The sequence below is a fragment of the Curtobacterium sp. MCBD17_003 genome (genome assembly GCF_003234885.2).
Classification (GTDB): Bacteria; Actinomycetota; Actinomycetes; order Actinomycetales; family Microbacteriaceae; genus Curtobacterium.
In genome coordinates this window covers 1,357,615-1,373,231 of sequence record NZ_CP126275.1, presented here as the reverse complement: position 1 = coordinate 1,373,231, position 15,617 = coordinate 1,357,615, and the positions used below count along the sequence as shown (strand labels likewise).

The window sequence follows — 15,617 nt, the reverse complement described above, 5'->3', positions numbered from 1 at the left end:
TGGCGCATCGGCGGTCTAGTCAGGGACCTCGGTCCAGGCGCCCTCGGCACCCGGCACGAAGCAGACGTCGCCATCGCAGACCGGCGCGCCTCCGGCCAGGTCGAGCGCCACCAGCCCACCACCAGTCGGGAGGAGCGGGACCGGTCGCTGCACCGCCTCCCGTCCGTCGAGACCCGGCAGCGCGCTCATCGTGCGCCCTCGGCGACGACCGCCGCGTCGGCGTCCGCGTCGTCAGCTGCCCGCGCCGTCGTCGCGGCGACGTCGTCCGCGGTCCGCATCGCGACCACCTGCTCGAGCACCTGCGTGAACGTCGCGGCGTCCTGGGCACCCGACACCCCGTACTTGCCGTCGATGACGAAGAACGGGACGCCCGTGATGCCGAACGCCTGCGCCTGCGCCTGGTCGGCACGCACGGCGTCGAGCTGCGCGTCGTCCCGGAGGACGGCGAGGACCTCATCACGGTCGAGACCGACCTCGGCACCGAGGTCCGCCAGGTCGTCGTCGTGCCCGACGTGGCGACCCTCCACGAAGTAGGCGGCGAACATGCGCTCGACCATGGGCAGCTGCAGGCCCTTGGTCTTGGCGAGGTGGATCACCTGGTGCGCCTTCACCGTGTTCGTGTGGTGGAGCGTGTCGTAGTGGTACTCGAGGCCGACCCCGGCCGCGATCCCCGTCACCGTGTCGATCATCTGCTGCGCCTGCGCGACCGGCAGCCCCTTGTGGCGCGCCAGGAACTCCGCCTCGCTGCCCTCGAAGTCGACCGGGGTGTCCGGGCTGAGCTCGAAGGAGTGGTACTCGATCTCGATCCCGGTGGCCTCCGCGGACCCGGCCGTGAAGGCCGCCGCCCCCGCCTCGAACCTGCGCTTGCCGATGTAACACCAGGGGCAGGCGATGTCGGACCAGACATCGACCTTCACGGTTTCGCTCATGACGGGCGCAACCCCGGCCCTCCCGGCCGCATTCCCGCGGTCGGGAGGGCCGGGGCGGCCGATCGACTACGCGCCGACGAGGCGTGACCCGAGGTACCCCTGGAGCTGGTCGAGCGCCACGCGCTCCTGCCCCATCGTGTCGCGCTCGCGGACGGTGACGGCGCGGTCCTCGAGCGTGTCGAAGTCGACGGTGATGCAGAACGGGGTGCCGATCTCGTCGTGCCGGCGGTACCGACGGCCGATCGCACCGGCGTCGTCGAAGTCGACGTTCCACAACTGTCGGAGGTCGTCGGCGAGGCCGCGCGCGACGGGCGACAGCTGCTCGTTGCGCGACAGCGGCAGCACGGCGGCCTTGACCGGGGCGAGACGGGGGTCCAGGCGCAGGACCGTGCGCTTGTCGACGCCGCCCTTGGCGTTCGGGGCCTCGTCCTCGTGGTAGGCGTCGAGCAGGAACGCCATGAGGGCGCGGGTGAGTCCGAACGACGGTTCGATGACGTACGGCGTGTACCGCTCGCCGGACGCCTGGTCGAAGTACCGGAGGTCCTGGCCCGACGCGTCGATGTGGTTCGTCAGGTCGAAGTCGGTGCGGTTCGCGACGCCCATGAGCTCGCCCCACTCCCCCGACACGAAGCCGAAGCGGTACTCGATGTCCGCGGTGGCGTCGGAGTAGTGCGCCCGCTCGCCGTCCGGCACGTCGAAGCGGCGCAGGTGCTCCGGGTCGATGCCCAGGTCGGTGTACCAGGCGACGGCGTCCGTGATCCAGCGCTCGTACCACTCGGCGGCCTCGGCCGGGGGCACGAAGTACTCGATCTCCATCTGCTCGAACTCACGCGTGCGGAAGATGAAGTTGCCGGGCGTGATCTCGTTGCGGAACGCCTTGCCGACCTGGCCGATGCCGAACGGGGGCTTCATCCGGCTCGTGGTGACGACCTGCGCGAAGTCGACGAAGATGCCCTGCGCGGTCTCCGGACGGAGGAAGTTCAGGCCCTCCTCGTTGTCGACCGGCCCGAGGTAGGTCTTGAGCATCCCCGAGAAGTTCTGCGGCTCGGTCCACTGGCCGCGCGTGCCGCAGTTCGGGCAGGCGATCTCGGCCATGCCGCCCTCGGGCTGCCGGTCCTTCTTCGCGACGAACGCGTCCACCAGGTGGTCCTGCCGGAACCGGTGGTGGCAGTGCAGGCACTCGACGAGCGGGTCCGTGAAGGTCGCGACGTGACCCGAGGCCTCCCACACCTTGCGGGGCAGGATCACCGCGGAGTCGAGGCCCACCATGTCCCCACGGCCACGGACGAACCGCTGCCACCACTGGCGCTTGATGTTCTCCTTGAGCTCGACGCCGAGGGGCCCGTAGTCCCACGCCGACCGTGATCCGCCGTAGATCTCGCCGGACTGGAAGACGAAGCCACGACGTTTCGCGAGGGCGATGACGTTGTCGAGACGGGAGGGCTGTGCCAAAGGGTGCTCCAGAGGTCGCCGAGCTGGACGCCCGGTGCGGTGACGTACCGGGCAATGCTACCGGCGGCACTCCGCCTGTGCGGGCACTCAGCGCCCACAGCCGACACCGAGCGGACCGTGACCGGACCGGTACGCCAGGTCGTCGGGGAATGCGTACCGTCATGTCCAGTTGACGATCAGTCAGCAAACACCACGAACGACAGGACGAGATCCGATGACAACACACCGCGTGCGTGGCGGCAGCAGCCGTGCGCTCGCTTGGGGGACCACGATCGCGATCGGCGTCACCGCCGCGCTCACGATCACCGGCTGCAGCGCGGCCGCGACCCGGCCCGAGGGGACCGCAGTCGCACACCGCTCCACGACGAGAACGACCGCGAGCGCGACGTCGACCCCGTCGGCGCCCGCGACCACGTCCAACCCGCACGCGACGCCGGCGCCGTCCGCCGCCGAGGCCGCTGCAGCGGCCTCGGCGTCCGCCGCCTCGGCCTCGACGTCCGCCGCGGCGGCCGCTGCCGCCGCTGCCGCCGCTCCGAGTACACCGAGCAGTGCCGCGCTCGTCGCGATGCTCCAGGACGCACCCGTCCCCGCACTGTGCCGGCACACCGCCGGGACCCTCGTGCACGGCACGCTGCCCGCCCAGGCGGGCCACGCCGGGACCGTAGCGCTCTCCTACCTCGTCGGCACGGGCCGCCCCGAGGCAGCGCTGACGAGCGTCGGCGCACTCGAGGGCGCCGGGAGTCACGACGTCGTCGCGGGCCTGTACTGCGACGCCGGTGGAGTGCCCTGGCCCGAGGTGGTCGGCGTGTGGCGGTGGACGGGCGGCTCGACGCTCCGGTTCGTGTCCGTCTACGCCCCCGAGCAGCTCTCGCACAACATCGTGTCGCTGCACAGCATCGCCGTGTCGGGCGCCGCGATCGACGTGACCTGGACCGGCCCGGCTCCGGGCAAGGACGATGCGGACGGCAGCGAGCACTCGAGCGCCGTCCTCACCCTCCGGGGTGAGCAGCTCGTCGCATCCGGGTACCACTCGACCGTCGTCTGACGCAGCCACGATCCGGCAGGTCGACCGGTCCCGCGCCGCGGTGCGGGGCTGGTCGACCGGGTCGGTCGCGCTTCAGGCGCGCGGCGTCGGCGCGTCCACCGCCCCGCCGAACCGTCGGTCCCGCGAGGCGTACAGCTGGATCGCGTCCCAGAGGTCCTGCCTGCGGAAGTCGGGCCACAGGCGGTCGAGGAACACCATCTCGGCGTACGCCGACTGCCAGAGCAGGAAGTTGCTCGTCCGCTGCTCCCCCGAGCTCCGGACGAACAGGTCGACATCGGGCATCTCCGGCGTGTAGAGCCGCCGGGCGATCGCCTTCTCCGTGACCTGTGCCGGCCGCATCCGACCCGCCGCGACGTCGTCCGCGATGCTCCGGACCGCGTCGGCGATCTCGGTGCGGCCGCCGTAGTTGACGCACATCGTCAGCGTCAGCCGGTCGTTGTGCGCGGTCATCCGCTCCGCGTACTGCAGCTCGTCGATGACGCTCCGCCACAGGCGCGGCTTGCGCCCGGCCCAGCGCACCCGGACACCCCACTCGTTCAACTGGTCGCGGCGGCGGTGCAGGACCTCGCGGTTGAAGCCCATGAGGAACCGGACCTCGTCCGGCGACCGCTTCCAGTTCTCGGTCGAGAACGCGTACGCCGACAGGTGCTTCACGCCGATCTGGACCGCACCGGCGACGACGTCGAGCAACGACGCCTCGCCCGCGCGGTGTCCCTCGATGCGGGTCAGGCCGCGCTCGTTCGCCCATCGCCCGTTGCCGTCCATGACGACGGCGACGTGCTCCGGGACCGCACCGGCCGGGAGGGACGGCGGCTGTTCGCCGGTCCAGTCCAGCGGTCGGAACGGTTCCGCTGGCACGGATCGGCGGGGGCTCATGCGCTCGGGGTTCCTTCTGCTCGTCCTGCGGTCGGTCCGGGGGTCACCGGAACGGGGTGCTCGCTCCGGTCGACGTGCGGGAGGGAGCGCAACGATCGTTCCAGGTGCCACTGCGCGTACGCCGCGACCACGCCGGAGGCCCGGGAGCGCGTCCGCTCGTCCGCCGCGTCGGCCGTCGCCCAGTCCCCGGCGAGCAGCGCACCGAGCAGGCCGAGCGTCACCGGATCGAGTCGTGGGGAGCCCGGCGGCGCCGCGCGGTCCGCGACGACCCCGCCGAGCTGCACGACGAACGCCGAGTGCGGGCCGGGATCGCCGGTGACGGCGCAGTCCCGGAAGCTCGGGGCCCACCCCGCGATGCTCATCGCGCGGAGCAGGTAGGAGTCGAGGGTCAGGCTCGACGCGTGCTCCTGCCGGGACAGCGACCGGAGCGCCCCGACGAGGAGCAGGTACTGCTGCAGGCCCGCATCGGCGTCGCTCAGCCGGTCGGCGGTCTCGACCATGGCGCTCGCGGCCGTGTAGCTGCCGTAGTCGGCGACGATCTGCGCCCCGTACGACCCGATCGACTCGGCCTGCGTCACGATGTCGAGCGACCGGCCCTCGTAGAACTGCGCGTCGACGACCATGAACGGCTCGAGGCGCGCACCGAACTTGCTCGCGGTGCGCCGGACGCCCTTCGCCACGGCGCGGACCTTGCCGTGCTGCCGGCTCAGCATCGTGACGATGCGGTCCGCCTCACCCAGCTTGTGGGTGCGGAGGACGACGCACTCGTCACGGTACAGGGGCACCGGACCATGATCCCACGGGCCTCCGACGGCGCTGGCGCAGGGCGTCAGGCGGACGCGAGCACGGCCTCCCCGGCGACGGCACCGGCGCGCACCGCGCGGTTGACGGCCGACACGATCGCCTTGAGCGAGGCGGTCGCGATGTCGGCGTCGATGCCGACGCCCCACAGGCGGGAGCCATCGACGTCGAGCTCGACGTACGCGGCGGCCTTGGCGTCACCGGAGGCGCTCATGGTGTGCTCGACGTAGTCGTACAGCGTCACCGCGACGCCCTGGTCGGCGAGGATCCGGATGAACGCGTCGATCGGGCCGGTCCCGACCGCCTGGGCGTCGAGCGTGCCGTCGTCAACGCGCATCGTGACGGAGAGCTGCGTCGTCCCACCGAAGTCGCTCGACGTCGCCGTCTTCGTGAGCTCGTAGCGGCCCCACTTGTCGTCCTCGGCGGGCGCCGGCAGGTACTCGTCGCTGAACAGCTCCCAGATCGCCTCGGACGTGAACTCGCCGCCCTCGGCATCGGTCCGCCGCTGCACCACGCCGGAGAACTCGATCTGCAGCCTGCGCGGCAGGTCTAGGGCGTGGTCCTGCTTGAGCAGGTACGCGACACCACCCTTGCCGGACTGGGAGTTCACGCGGATGACCGCTTCGTAGCTCCGGCCGATGTCCTTCGGGTCGACGGGCAGGTACGGCACCGCCCAGACCATGTCGTCGACGCTGCTGCCTGCTGCCTCGGCCCGGGCCGTCATGGCCTCGAGCCCCTTCTTGATGGCGTCCTGGTGCGACCCGCTGAACGCGGTGTACACGAGGTCGCCCGCCCAGGGCTGTCGCTCGGGCACGGGCAGCTGGTTGCAGTACTCGACCGTGCGCTTGACCTGGTCGATGTCCGAGAAGTCGATCATCGGGTCGATGCCCTGCGTGAACAGGTTCATGCCGAGCGCGACGAGGTCCACGTTGCCCGTCCGCTCCCCGTTGCCGAACAGGCAGCCCTCGATCCGGTCGGCGCCGGCCATGTACCCGAGCTCGGCCGCGGCGACGGCGGTGCCGCGGTCGTTGTGCGGGTGGAGCGACAGGATCACGTTCTGCCGGTGGTTCAGGTGCCGCGACATCCACTCGATCGAGTCGGCGTAGACGTTCGGCGTCGCCATCTCGACGGTGGCGGGCAGGTTGATGACGACCTTGCGCTCCGGTGTCGGCTCGAGGACCTCGAGCACCTCGTTGCAGATGCGCAGCGCGACCTCGAGCTCGGTGCCTGTGTACGACTCCGGCGAGTACTCGTAGTACACCGTGGTGCCGTGACGGAGTGTGGCCTCGGCCGCCTTGCACATCCGGGCGCCCTCGAGCGCGATGTCGACGACCCCCTGGACGTCGGTCCGGAAGACGACGTCACGCTGGACGACGCTCGTCGAGTTGTACAAGTGGACGATGGCCTGCTTCGCCCCGTCGATCGCCTCGTACGTGCGGGCGATGAGGTGCTCACGGGCCTGCGTCAGGACCTGGATCGTCACGTCGTCCGGGATCGCGCCTTCGTCGATCAGACTGCGGACGAAGTCGAAGTCGGTCTGTGAGGCGCTGGGGAACCCGACCTCGATCTCCTTGTAGCCCATGCGCACGAGCAGGTCGAACATCGCCCGCTTGCGGTCGGCGTCCATCGGGTCGATGAGGGCCTGGTTGCCGTCACGGAGGTCGACCGCGCACCAGCGGGGTGCCTCGGTGATCTGCTTCGTCGGCCAGGTGCGGTCCGGCAGGTCGACCGTGATCTGCTCGGAGAAGGGGACGTACTTGTGGATCGGCATCCCGGAGGGGCGCTGCGTGTTCTGCATGGTGGTCACTCGCTTCGTTGCTGGTCTCGTGTCGGCCGACGACGGACTCCGCGACGAGGGGGGCCGGTGGTCAGGCCTCGTCGCGGCGGCGAAGGAGGAGGAGTGCAGCGTGCATCGGCACCCACGGTAGCACCGCAGCGGCCACCGTGGGCGATGACGCCCAGGTGGCCGCGACCGGGAGGCCCCACCCCTCAGTCGACCGCGAGGGCCTCACGCGGGGTCACCCGCATCGCCCGACGCACCGGAGCGACGGTCGCCACGACCGCGAGGAGGAGCGCGCCGCCCACCACCACCGCCACGGTCACCGGTGGCAGGACGGGCGTCAGCGGGAAGTGCAGCGTTCCGAGCAGCGTCCGCGCCGCCAGCCAGCCGTAGACGACGCCGAGCACCAGTCCGGTGACGACGGCGGCGGCGACCATCTGGACGGCCTCGGTCACGATCATGCGCCGGACCTGTGACGCGGTCAGGCCGAGCACGCGGAGGAGGCCGAGCTCGCGGCGCCGCTGCACGACCCCGAGCGCCAGGGCGTTGACGACACCCACCGCGGCGAGGACGCCGGAGAACCCGACGAGTGCGCTGACGACCGCGTTGAGCTGGGCGAAGAAGTGGTCCTCGGAGCGGATGGTCGCCGCGGACGCCGCCGAGCCGCCACCGAGTTCCCGCACCGAGAGCGCCGAGACGTGCTGGAGGATCCCGAGCGCGACCGCGAACGTGACGAGCAGCGTCACGCCGATCACGAGTCCGATCACCGCGCGTGCGGTGCGTCCCGGGGCGCGGAGCGCGTTCCGCCCCGCGAGCAGCACGACCGGGTCACGGGAGCCGATCCGTCCGGCCAACGCGAGGACCGGCGGCATGACGAGCGGTGCACCGACGACGACGCCCGAGAACGAGACGAACGCGCCGAAGGTGCCCGGCAGCACGGCGAGCACGGTGACGCCGCCGAGCGCGACGGCGAGGAGCATGGACGCCGCGCCCACGACGAGCAGCGTGATCGCGACCGCGCGGCGACCACGACCGGCGCGGAGGTCGGCGGCGGTGGGTTCGACCGTGTTCGACAGCGCCTGCAGGGGCGTCACGGCGAGCACGCGCCGGCTCCCCGCCCGGAACGCCGCCCAGGTCGCGACGACCACCGCGCCGACCGGGAGCACGATGCCCGCGGGCACGAGGTCGTACGTGGTGTCCGGCAGGAAGTGTCGGGCACGCAGCATCGCGACGACGACGGCGGCGACCCCCACGCCCAGGACACCGCCGAGGAGCGCTCCCACCACGCCGACCAGGACCCCCGACCGACCGATGCCACGCCGGAGGGCCGCCCCGGTCGCCCCGACGAGCCGCTGCAGGGCGAGGACCCGCGTCTGCCCGGCGATGATCGTGCTGCAGGTGTTCGCGGTGACGATCGAGCCGACGTAGACGGCGACCGCGAGGAACACCCACCCGACCACCGACAGCACCGCCTGGACCGAGCCGACGTCCTCGAGCCCGATGGCGCGCAGTGCGTCGGCGACCACACCGGGCGTGATGACGAGCACCGTCCCGAACATCGAGGCGAGCGCCGCGACGAGCAGCGTCGGGCGGAAGGCGCGCAGCGTGTCGAGTCCTCGAGCCGTCGGCCGTCGGGTCGCGCGTCGGAGCGGCCGTGGCGTCCGGGACGCGATGGCCGCGTCCGTACCGCTGGTCGAGCTCATGCCGCGGCCTCCATCCCGAGCATCGTCGTCGAGATCTCCGCCGGCGTCATGGACGGCCGATCCCCGACCACCCGTCCGTCGGCGAGGAACAGGATGCGGTCCGCGTTGGCGGCCGCGACGGCGTCGTGCGTCACCATGACGACGCTCTGTCCCCACTCGCCGACGGCACCGCGGAGGATCGCGAGGACGTCCCTCCCGGTGCGGGAATCGAGGGCTCCGGTCGGCTCGTCCGCGACGACGACGGCGGGACGGGTGGCGAGCGCGCGCGCGATCGCCACGCGCTGCTGCTGGCCGCCCGACAGCTCGTGGGGTCGGTGGTCGAGTCGATCCGCCAGGCCGAGGCGACCGACGAGGTGGTCGATGAAGTCCCGCTCCTCGGCGGTCGGACGGCGGCCTCCGAGCAGGAACGGCAGCTCGATGTTCTCGAGGACGTCGAGCGTGGGGACGAGGTTGAAGGACTGGAACACGAACCCGAGGCGGCGTCGGCGCAGGTCGGTGAGTCCGCGGTCGTCGAGGGTCGTGAGGTCGGTGCCGTCCACCACGACCCGGCCACTCGAGACCGAGTCGAGGCCCGCGGCGACGTGCATCAACGTCGACTTGCCGGAGCCCGAGGGACCCATCACCGCTGTGAACGCACCAGCGGCGATCGTGACGCTGACGTCGTCGAGCGCGACCACCGCGCGGCCGTCGCTGCCGTACTGCTTCCGGACGTGTTCCAGACGGATGATCGGTTCGTTCATGCCTCCGAGCCTGGCGGCCGGGAGGCCCGGCGCGCGTCCGTCCCGCGGCGCGCGCCCGTCATCCTCGCGGCTGATCCGACGGCTCTCGAGGGACCAGGCCGTGCTCGTGCGCGAACACGACGAGGCGCACGCGGTCGCGGAGCCCGAGCTTCCCGAGGACACGGGAGACGTGGGTCTTCACGGTCGCCTCGCTGACGAACTCGTGCCGGGCGATCTCCGCGTTGCTCAACCCACGCGCGGCGAGGTCGAAGACCTCGCGTTCCCGCGGGGTCAGGTCGGCGAAGGCAGCCGGAGGTGCCGGCGGGGCGGACCGTTCCTGGAACCGGCGCAACAGGTCGCGCGTGGCCGCCGCCGCGAACACCGTCGTTCCTGCGTGCACGGTCCGGATCGCCGCGAGCAAGAACTCCGGGTCGGCGTCCTTGAGCACGAAGCCGCTCGCACCGGCACGGATCGCCCGCGCCGCCGCCTCGTCGAAGTCGAAGGTCGTGAGCACGAGCACCTGCGGGCCGGCACCCTCGGCACGCGCCTCGACGATGCGGGCGGTCGCCGTGATGCCGTCCATGACCGGCATCCGGACGTCCATGAGCACGACGTCGGGCCGCGTCCGTCGGACGAGCTCGACCCCGGCGGCGCCGTCGCCCGCCTCACCGACGAACAGCAGGTCGGGTTGCGACTCGACGAGCATCGTGATGCCCGTGCGGAACAGCGCCTGGTCGTCGACCAGAGCGACCCGGATCGGTGCAGTCATCGTGCGCCTTCCTCTCGGCCATGTCGGGGCAGCGGGACGGCCCCGGTGCTCCCGGCGGTGGGCAGCCGGACGGCCACCCGGAACTCACCGTTGGTCGGCCCCGCGGACATCGTCCCGCCGGACAACGCCGCGCGCTCCCGCATCCCGACCAGACCGTGCCCGACGCCCTGGCCGCCGTGGCCCTCGGGCGGGAGCCGGTTCGCCACGGCGACCTCGACGTGGTCGGGAGCGTACCGCAGCGCGAGACGGACGGGTCCGCTCCGGTCGCCGTGCTTCAACGCGTTCGTCAGGCCCTCTTGCACGACGCGGTAGACGGCGAGCTGCGATGTGGTGGGCAGGTGCTCGGGTTCGCCCGCGCGCTCGACCTGGACGTCCAACCCAACCTGCCGCATGTCCCGCACGAGCTGGTCGATGTCGTCGAGGGCCGGCGTCGGACCCGGTGCCTCGTCGTGCCGCAGTGCGCCGAGGAGTTCGCGGACGTCGCCGAGGGCACGGCGGGCGGTCGCGCCGATCGTCGCCAGCGCGGCGTCCGCGCTCTCCGGGGAGGACCGCATCGCGTAGCGGGCGCCGTCGGCCTGAGCGATCACGACCGCGAGCGAGTGCGCCACGATGTCGTGCATCTCGCGGGCGATGCGCACCCGTTCCTGCTCGACCGCCACGGCTCGGTCCGAACGGGCCGCGTCGCGCTCGGCGAGGAGTTGGGCCTCGAGACTGACGCGCGCCACGCCGCGGGCGCGGGCCACCGCGCCCGCGAGCCACGGCAGGACGAGCAACGCCACGATGACGACGAAGTAGCCCGCGCCCTGCGCCGCCTCGCGCACGAGCTGCGTGGGGTGCTCGATGAGCGAGCCGACGAGGTCGTATCGCTGGAGGTACTCCTTGACCGTCAGGTACAGCGCGCCGACCACGGACCCCACCAGCGCCGACGTGAGGCCGAACCGACGCACCCGGGGTGAGCCGTAGAGGGCCGTCCCGTAGAGCACACCGGGGATCATGAGGTCGGCGACGGCGACGTTCGCGCTGACGTACATCTGGACGAGTGCGCCCACCCACGCGATGGCGAGCCCACGCCCGGGCGCGAGTCGTCGGAGCGCCAGGGCGAGTCCGAACAACCCGCCGAGCAGCCAGGTCAGACCCGACCACCGGTCGCCGCCCAGGACCGCGACGACCGCCGCGACGAGCGCCAGCACGACGTCGAACGCCATCTGGCTGCGCAGCATGGTCCGGAACACGCCGACAACGCTACGGCCGCTGACCGGCGCCACGCACCCGTCGTCCGGGAAGTCCCCCGCGAGGCGCTCCGGCGTCATCCGATCGGATGACGCCGGACTGGCGATCAGAACCCGAGACGACCGAGCTGCTTGGGGTCGCGCTGCCACTCCTTGGCGACCTTCACCCGGATGTTCAAGTAGACGTGTCGCCCGAGGAGCCGCTCGATCTCCGCGCGCGCCCGGGAGCCGACGTCCCGCAGGCGTTCACCCCCGCGCCCGATGACGATCGCCTTCTGGCTGTCCCGCTCGACGAAGAGGTTCACGTACACGTCGAGCGTGTCGTCGTCCTCGTCGTCCCGCTCGACCATGTCGTCGATCACCACCGCGAGGGAGTGCGGCAGTTCGTCGCGGACGCCCTCGAGCGCGGCCTCGCGGACGAGCTCGGCGACGCGGTCGCTCGCGGTCTCCTCGGTCACGGTCTCGGCGTCGTAGAGCGCGGGCGACTCCGGCAGCAGCCGCACGACCTCGTCCAGGAGTTCGTCGAGCTGGGTGCCGCGGATCCCCGACGTCGGCACGATCGCGTCCCAGTCGCGCAGTTCGGACACCGCGAGCAGTTGCGCCGCCACCTGCTCACGTGAGGCGCGGTCGGTCTTCGTGACGATCGCGATCGTGCGCGCGCGCGGGTGGGCGTCGAGCTGCGCGTTGATGAACCGGTCGCCGGGACCGATCGGCTCGTTCGCGGGCACGCAGAACCCGATGACGTCGACGTCACCGAGGGTCGCCTGCACGAGGTCGTTGAGGCGCTCCCCGAGCAGCGTCCGGGGCCGGTGGACCCCGGGCGTGTCGACGATGACGACCTGCCCGTCGGGCCGGTGCACGACGCCGCGGATCGCGCGTCGGGTGGTCTGGGGCTTCGAGGAGGTGATGGCGACCTTCTCGCCGACGAGGGCGTTCGTCAGGGTCGACTTGCCCACGTTCGGGCGGCCGACGAACGAGACGAACCCGGCCCGGAAGGGGGTCCCGGCGGCATCGCTGGTGGATCCGGTGGTGGTCATGCGGTGTGGTGTCCCGTCGTCGTGGGGGTCGGTTCGTCGTCGAGTGCCGGGGCGTCGTCCGGCGTCGGTGCCCGCTCGACGAGCAGGGTGACCAGGTCGCGACGTCGGCCTTCCACCCGCTCCGCGGTGAGCTCGACGCCGGACACCGTGGCGGTGTCCCCCGCGGTGGCCAGCTGGCCGAGCTCCTTGACGAGCAGGCCACCCGCCGTGTCGACGTCGTCGTCGTCGAGCTCCATCCCGAAGAGGTCGCCGAGCTCGTCGACCGGAAGCCGTGCCGAGATGCGCCAGACGCCCGGGCGGATCTCGGTGCGGTCCACGACGGTGCGGTCGTACTCGTCCGAGATGTCTCCCACGAGTTCCTCGATGAGGTCCTCCATGGTGACGAGTCCCGCGACGCCGCCGTACTCGTCCACCACGAGGAGCAGGTGGTTCTTCACCGCCTGCATGAACCGGAGGGTCTCGTCCGCCGGTTTCGACTCCGGCACGAACTCGGCGGGACGCAACACGGTCGTGACGTCAGCGGTGGCGGATCCCGCGCGCTCGTACAGGGCGCGGGCGACGTCGCGCAGGTGGACGACCCCGAGGACGTCGTCGCTGTCACGGCCGATGACCGGCATGCGGGACACCCCCGACCGCAGCGACCGCTCCATCACGGTGGCGAGGGTGTCGTCGACGTCGACGGTCGTCATGTCCGTGCGCGGGACCATGACCTCGCGGACGAGCGTGTCGCTGAACTCGAACACCGAGTGGATGAGCTCGCGGTCGTCCGCCTCGAGCACGTTGCTCTCGGCCGCCTCGTCGACGATGCTGAGCAGCTGCTCCTCCGTCGCGACGCTCGACCCTCCGCTCCGCCCCGGGGTCACGCGGTCCCCGATCGCGACGAGGACGGTCGCGAGCGGCCCGAGCACGATGCGGACCGCGTGCACGAGGCCGCCCGTCCACGCGATGAGCTGGCCGGCGTGGGCACGGCCGACGCTCCGCGGACTCGACCCCACGAGGACGAAGGAGACGGCCGTCATGACCGCCGCCGAGACGAGCAGCGCGACCCACCAGACCGCGAAGACGCGCACGAGCGCGACCGTGACGAGCACGGCCGCCGCCGTCTCGGCGAGGACGCGGAAGAAGTTGAGGGCGTTGAGGTGCGCTCCCGGGTCGTCCGAGATGGCCTCGACGGCCCGGCGGTACCGGCTGTGCTCGGCGATCTCGTCGAGGTCCGCTCGGGACATCACCGACAACGCGGCGTCCGAGGCGGCGAGCAGACCGCCGAGCACGACCAGTGCGGCCGCCACCGCGAGCAGCACGGCGACCAGGAGCACCGGGGTCACCGGCCTCGACGCTGCGCCGCGAAGGCGCTGAGGATCTCGCCCTGCAACCCGAACATCTCGGCCTTCTCGTCCGGCTCGGCGTGGTCGAAGCCGAGCAGGTGCAGCACACCGTGGCAGGTGAGGAGGAGGAGTTCGTCGAGCGTCGAGTGACCGGCCGTCCGCGCCTGCTCCGCCGCGACCTGGGGACACAACACGATGTCGCCGAGGAGTCCGGGAGGTGTCGGGTCGTCCTCGGTGCCCGGCCGGAGTTCGTCCATCGGGAAGCTCAGGACGTCGGTCGGGCCGGGCTCGTCCATCCACTGGACGTGCAGCTGTTCCATCGCGCCCTCGTCCACGAGCACGATCGCGAGCTCGGCGTCGGCGTGGACGTGCATGGCATCGAGCGCGAAGGCCGCGAGACGTTGGACGGCGTCCTCGTCGACCTCGACGCCGGACTCGTTGTTCAGCTCGATGCTCACCGGCTGCCTCCTCGGGCGCTGGTCGGGTACGGGCTCTGCTGGCGGTCCTGCGGCGGTCGCCCACGGCGCTCCGAGCGGTTCGTCCCGTCGGGGTTGCCCCGGTACGGAGTGCCACGACCGCCCGGTCGGTCGCCCGCCTGCTCGGCGAGGCGCTCCTCGTCGTAGCGCGAGTAGGCGTCCACGATGCGGCCGACGAGCGTGTGACGGACGACGTCGTCACTCGTCAGGCGCGCGAAGTGGATGTCGTCGACCTGGTCGAGGATCTGGGTCACGAGCCGCAGACCGCTCACCTGCGCGGGCAGGTCGACCTGCGTGATGTCGCCGGTGACGACCATCTTCGAGCCGAAGCCGAGCCGGGTGAGGAACATCTTCATCTGCTCGGGCGTCGTGTTCTGCGCCTCGTCAAGGACCACGAACGAGTCGTTGAGCGTGCGACCACGCATGTACGCGAGCGGTGCGACCTCGACCGTGCCGGACGCCAGGAGCTTCGGGACCAGCTCGGGGTCCATCATCTCGTTGAGGGCGTCGTACAGCGGCCGGAGGTACGGGTCGATCTTGTCGGTGAGCGTGCCGGGCAGGAACCCGAGCTTCTCACCGGCCTCCACCGCCGGGCGGGTCAGGATGATCCGGTTGACCTCACGTCGCTGCAGCGCCTGCACGGCCTTCGCCATGGCGAGGTAGGTCTTGCCCGTGCCGGCCGGTCCGATGCCGAACGTGATCGTGTTCTCGTCGATCGCGTCGACGTAGGCACGCTGGCCGTCCGTCTTGGGCCGGACGGACTTGCCGCGGCTCTGCACGATGGGGGTGCCGAACAGGTCGGTCGGCCGGCGGTCGTCCTCGATGACGCGGGCGGAGGTGGCGACGTCCGCCTGTCCGATGTCCTGGCCGCGACGCACCATGGTGATGAGCTCGTCGACGAGGACACGGGCGTGTGCGACGTCGCGCTCCGGACCGGTGAGGCTGACCTCGTTGCCGCGGACCAGCACGCGGACGGTCGGGTACTGCCGCTCGACCGTGCGGAGCAGGCGGTCCTGCGGCCCGAGGAGTTGCACCATGGCGATGCCGTCCACGGCGAGGTCGACGGTGACCTCGGGCTCGTCGGACGAGGATGCGGGGTGTGCGGTGCTGCTAACCGGCAAGGGTGCCTTCCTGGAGGTCGCCCGCGAGGACGTGGGCGTGGACGTGGAACACGGTCTGTCCGGCGGACGCACCGGAGTTGAACACGAGACGGAACTGGCCCCCCGCGCGCTCGTCGGCGACACGCTGGGCCATCGCGACGAGGTCCGCGAGCAGCGACGGGTCGCCGGCCGCGAGCTCCGCCACGGTGGCGTACTGCTCGGTCTTCGGGACGACGAGCACGTGGACGGGCGCCTTCGGAGCGATGTCCTCGATCGCGATGAGGCGGTCGTCCTCGGCGACGACGGTGGCGGGGATCTCGCGCGCGACGATCCGCGAGAAGACGCTCGGCGAGGTGCTCATCGCTCCATCGTAGGG

Annotated in this window: 16 protein-coding genes; 1 reads left to right on the top strand and 15 read right to left on the bottom strand. The window is 71.6% G+C overall.

The annotated features are described in order from the left end of the window. Window positions 1-15 precede the first annotated feature (15 nt). The 3 genes from DEI88_RS06600 to DEI88_RS06590 form a co-directional block, all read right to left on the bottom strand. A complete protein-coding gene (locus DEI88_RS06600; protein ID WP_181441193.1) occupies window positions 16-189 on the bottom strand; it encodes a hypothetical protein in 174 nt (57 codons plus the stop codon). Further along, the gene (locus DEI88_RS06595) at window positions 186-929 is read right to left on the bottom strand and encodes a DsbA family oxidoreductase (RefSeq protein WP_111071726.1); all 744 of its coding nucleotides are present in this window, start codon (window positions 927-929) and stop codon (window positions 186-188) included. Before DEI88_RS06595 ends, DEI88_RS06600 begins: the two co-directional genes overlap by 4 nt. A gap of 66 nt (window positions 930-995) precedes the next feature. Beyond that, the gene (locus tag DEI88_RS06590) at window positions 996-2,381 is read right to left on the bottom strand and encodes a glycine--tRNA ligase (RefSeq protein WP_111008682.1); all 1,386 of its coding nucleotides are present in this window, start codon (window positions 2,379-2,381) and stop codon (window positions 996-998) included. Window positions 2,382-2,595: 214 nt separating this feature from the next. Here DEI88_RS06590 and DEI88_RS06585 point away from each other — a divergent pair, with 214 nt between their 5' ends. After that, the gene (locus DEI88_RS06585; RefSeq protein WP_146244842.1) at window positions 2,596-3,426 is read left to right on the top strand and encodes a hypothetical protein; all 831 of its coding nucleotides are present in this window, start codon (window positions 2,596-2,598) and stop codon (window positions 3,424-3,426) included. Between the two features lie 72 nt (window positions 3,427-3,498). Here the strand turns inward: DEI88_RS06585 and DEI88_RS06580 are convergent, their stop codons facing one another. From DEI88_RS06580 to DEI88_RS06525, 12 genes are all read right to left on the bottom strand, one after another. Further along, entirely contained in the window at window positions 3,499-4,302 is an 804-nt protein-coding gene (locus DEI88_RS06580) for an isoprenyl transferase (protein WP_111012598.1), read from the bottom strand. Next, window positions 4,299-5,087, bottom strand: a complete 789-nt coding sequence (recO, locus tag DEI88_RS06575; RefSeq protein ID WP_111071725.1) for a DNA repair protein RecO — start codon at window positions 5,085-5,087, stop codon at window positions 4,299-4,301. The genes DEI88_RS06580 and recO overlap by 4 nt, the downstream gene beginning before the upstream one ends. Before the next feature lie 44 nt (window positions 5,088-5,131). Next, window positions 5,132-6,901, bottom strand: a complete 1,770-nt coding sequence (leuA, locus tag DEI88_RS06570) for a 2-isopropylmalate synthase (protein WP_111071724.1) — start codon at window positions 6,899-6,901, stop codon at window positions 5,132-5,134. Window positions 6,902-7,092: 191 nt separating this feature from the next. Next, a complete protein-coding gene (locus DEI88_RS06565; RefSeq protein ID WP_111071723.1) occupies window positions 7,093-8,586 on the bottom strand; it encodes an FtsX-like permease family protein in 1,494 nt (497 codons plus the stop codon). After that, complete coding sequence (locus DEI88_RS06560; protein WP_111008677.1) at window positions 8,583-9,326, bottom strand: ABC transporter ATP-binding protein; 744 nt, start codon at window positions 9,324-9,326, stop codon at window positions 8,583-8,585. Before DEI88_RS06560 ends, DEI88_RS06565 begins: the two co-directional genes overlap by 4 nt. Window positions 9,327-9,384: 58 nt before the next feature. Next, the gene (locus tag DEI88_RS06555; RefSeq protein WP_111008676.1) at window positions 9,385-10,074 is read right to left on the bottom strand and encodes a response regulator; all 690 of its coding nucleotides are present in this window, start codon (window positions 10,072-10,074) and stop codon (window positions 9,385-9,387) included. After that, window positions 10,071-11,306 carry a sensor histidine kinase gene (locus tag DEI88_RS06550; RefSeq protein ID WP_220038130.1) on the bottom strand — a complete coding sequence of 412 codons (1,236 nt, stop codon included), beginning with the start codon at window positions 11,304-11,306 and terminating at the stop codon, window positions 10,071-10,073. The genes DEI88_RS06555 and DEI88_RS06550 overlap by 4 nt, the downstream gene beginning before the upstream one ends. A gap of 104 nt (window positions 11,307-11,410) precedes the next feature. Further along, window positions 11,411-12,340, bottom strand: a complete 930-nt coding sequence (gene era, locus DEI88_RS06545; protein WP_111008675.1) for a GTPase Era — start codon at window positions 12,338-12,340, stop codon at window positions 11,411-11,413. Continuing rightward, the gene (locus DEI88_RS06540; protein ID WP_258370073.1) at window positions 12,337-13,665 is read right to left on the bottom strand and encodes a hemolysin family protein; all 1,329 of its coding nucleotides are present in this window, start codon (window positions 13,663-13,665) and stop codon (window positions 12,337-12,339) included. Before DEI88_RS06540 ends, era begins: the two co-directional genes overlap by 4 nt. Then, window positions 13,662-14,123, bottom strand: a complete 462-nt coding sequence (ybeY, locus tag DEI88_RS06535) for an rRNA maturation RNase YbeY (protein WP_111008674.1) — start codon at window positions 14,121-14,123, stop codon at window positions 13,662-13,664. The genes DEI88_RS06540 and ybeY overlap by 4 nt, the downstream gene beginning before the upstream one ends. Further along, window positions 14,120-15,262 (bottom strand): PhoH family protein, encoded by a 1,143-nt coding sequence (locus DEI88_RS06530; RefSeq protein WP_258368408.1) that lies wholly within the window; start codon window positions 15,260-15,262, stop codon window positions 14,120-14,122. Before DEI88_RS06530 ends, ybeY begins: the two co-directional genes overlap by 4 nt. Beyond that, window positions 15,252-15,602 carry a histidine triad nucleotide-binding protein gene (locus DEI88_RS06525; protein ID WP_111008673.1) on the bottom strand — a complete coding sequence of 117 codons (351 nt, stop codon included), beginning with the start codon at window positions 15,600-15,602 and terminating at the stop codon, window positions 15,252-15,254. Before DEI88_RS06525 ends, DEI88_RS06530 begins: the two co-directional genes overlap by 11 nt. Window positions 15,603-15,617: the final 15 nt, after the last annotated feature.

Excerpts from the sequence above, each read along its gene's own strand:
- DEI88_RS06600 (WP_181441193.1), bottom strand. The coding sequence starts at position 189 with ATGAGCGCGCTGCCGGGTCTCGACGGACGGGAGGCGGTGCAGCGACCG.
- DEI88_RS06595 (WP_111071726.1), bottom strand. The coding sequence starts at position 929 with ATGAGCGAAACCGTGAAGGTCGATGTCTGGTCCGACATCGCCTGCCCC.
- DEI88_RS06585 (WP_146244842.1), top strand. The coding sequence starts at position 2,596 with ATGACAACACACCGCGTGCGTGGCGGCAGCAGCCGTGCGCTCGCTTGG.
- DEI88_RS06580 (WP_111012598.1), bottom strand. The coding sequence starts at position 4,302 with ATGAGCCCCCGCCGATCCGTGCCAGCGGAACCGTTCCGACCGCTGGAC.
- leuA (WP_111071724.1), bottom strand. The coding sequence starts at position 6,901 with ATGCAGAACACGCAGCGCCCCTCCGGGATGCCGATCCACAAGTACGTC.
- DEI88_RS06565 (WP_111071723.1), bottom strand. The coding sequence starts at position 8,586 with ATGAGCTCGACCAGCGGTACGGACGCGGCCATCGCGTCCCGGACGCCA.
- DEI88_RS06560 (WP_111008677.1), bottom strand. The coding sequence starts at position 9,326 with ATGAACGAACCGATCATCCGTCTGGAACACGTCCGGAAGCAGTACGGC.
- DEI88_RS06555 (WP_111008676.1), bottom strand. The coding sequence starts at position 10,074 with ATGACTGCACCGATCCGGGTCGCTCTGGTCGACGACCAGGCGCTGTTC.
- era (WP_111008675.1), bottom strand. The coding sequence starts at position 12,340 with ATGACCACCACCGGATCCACCAGCGATGCCGCCGGGACCCCCTTCCGG.
- DEI88_RS06525 (WP_111008673.1), bottom strand. The coding sequence starts at position 15,602 with ATGAGCACCTCGCCGAGCGTCTTCTCGCGGATCGTCGCGCGCGAGATC.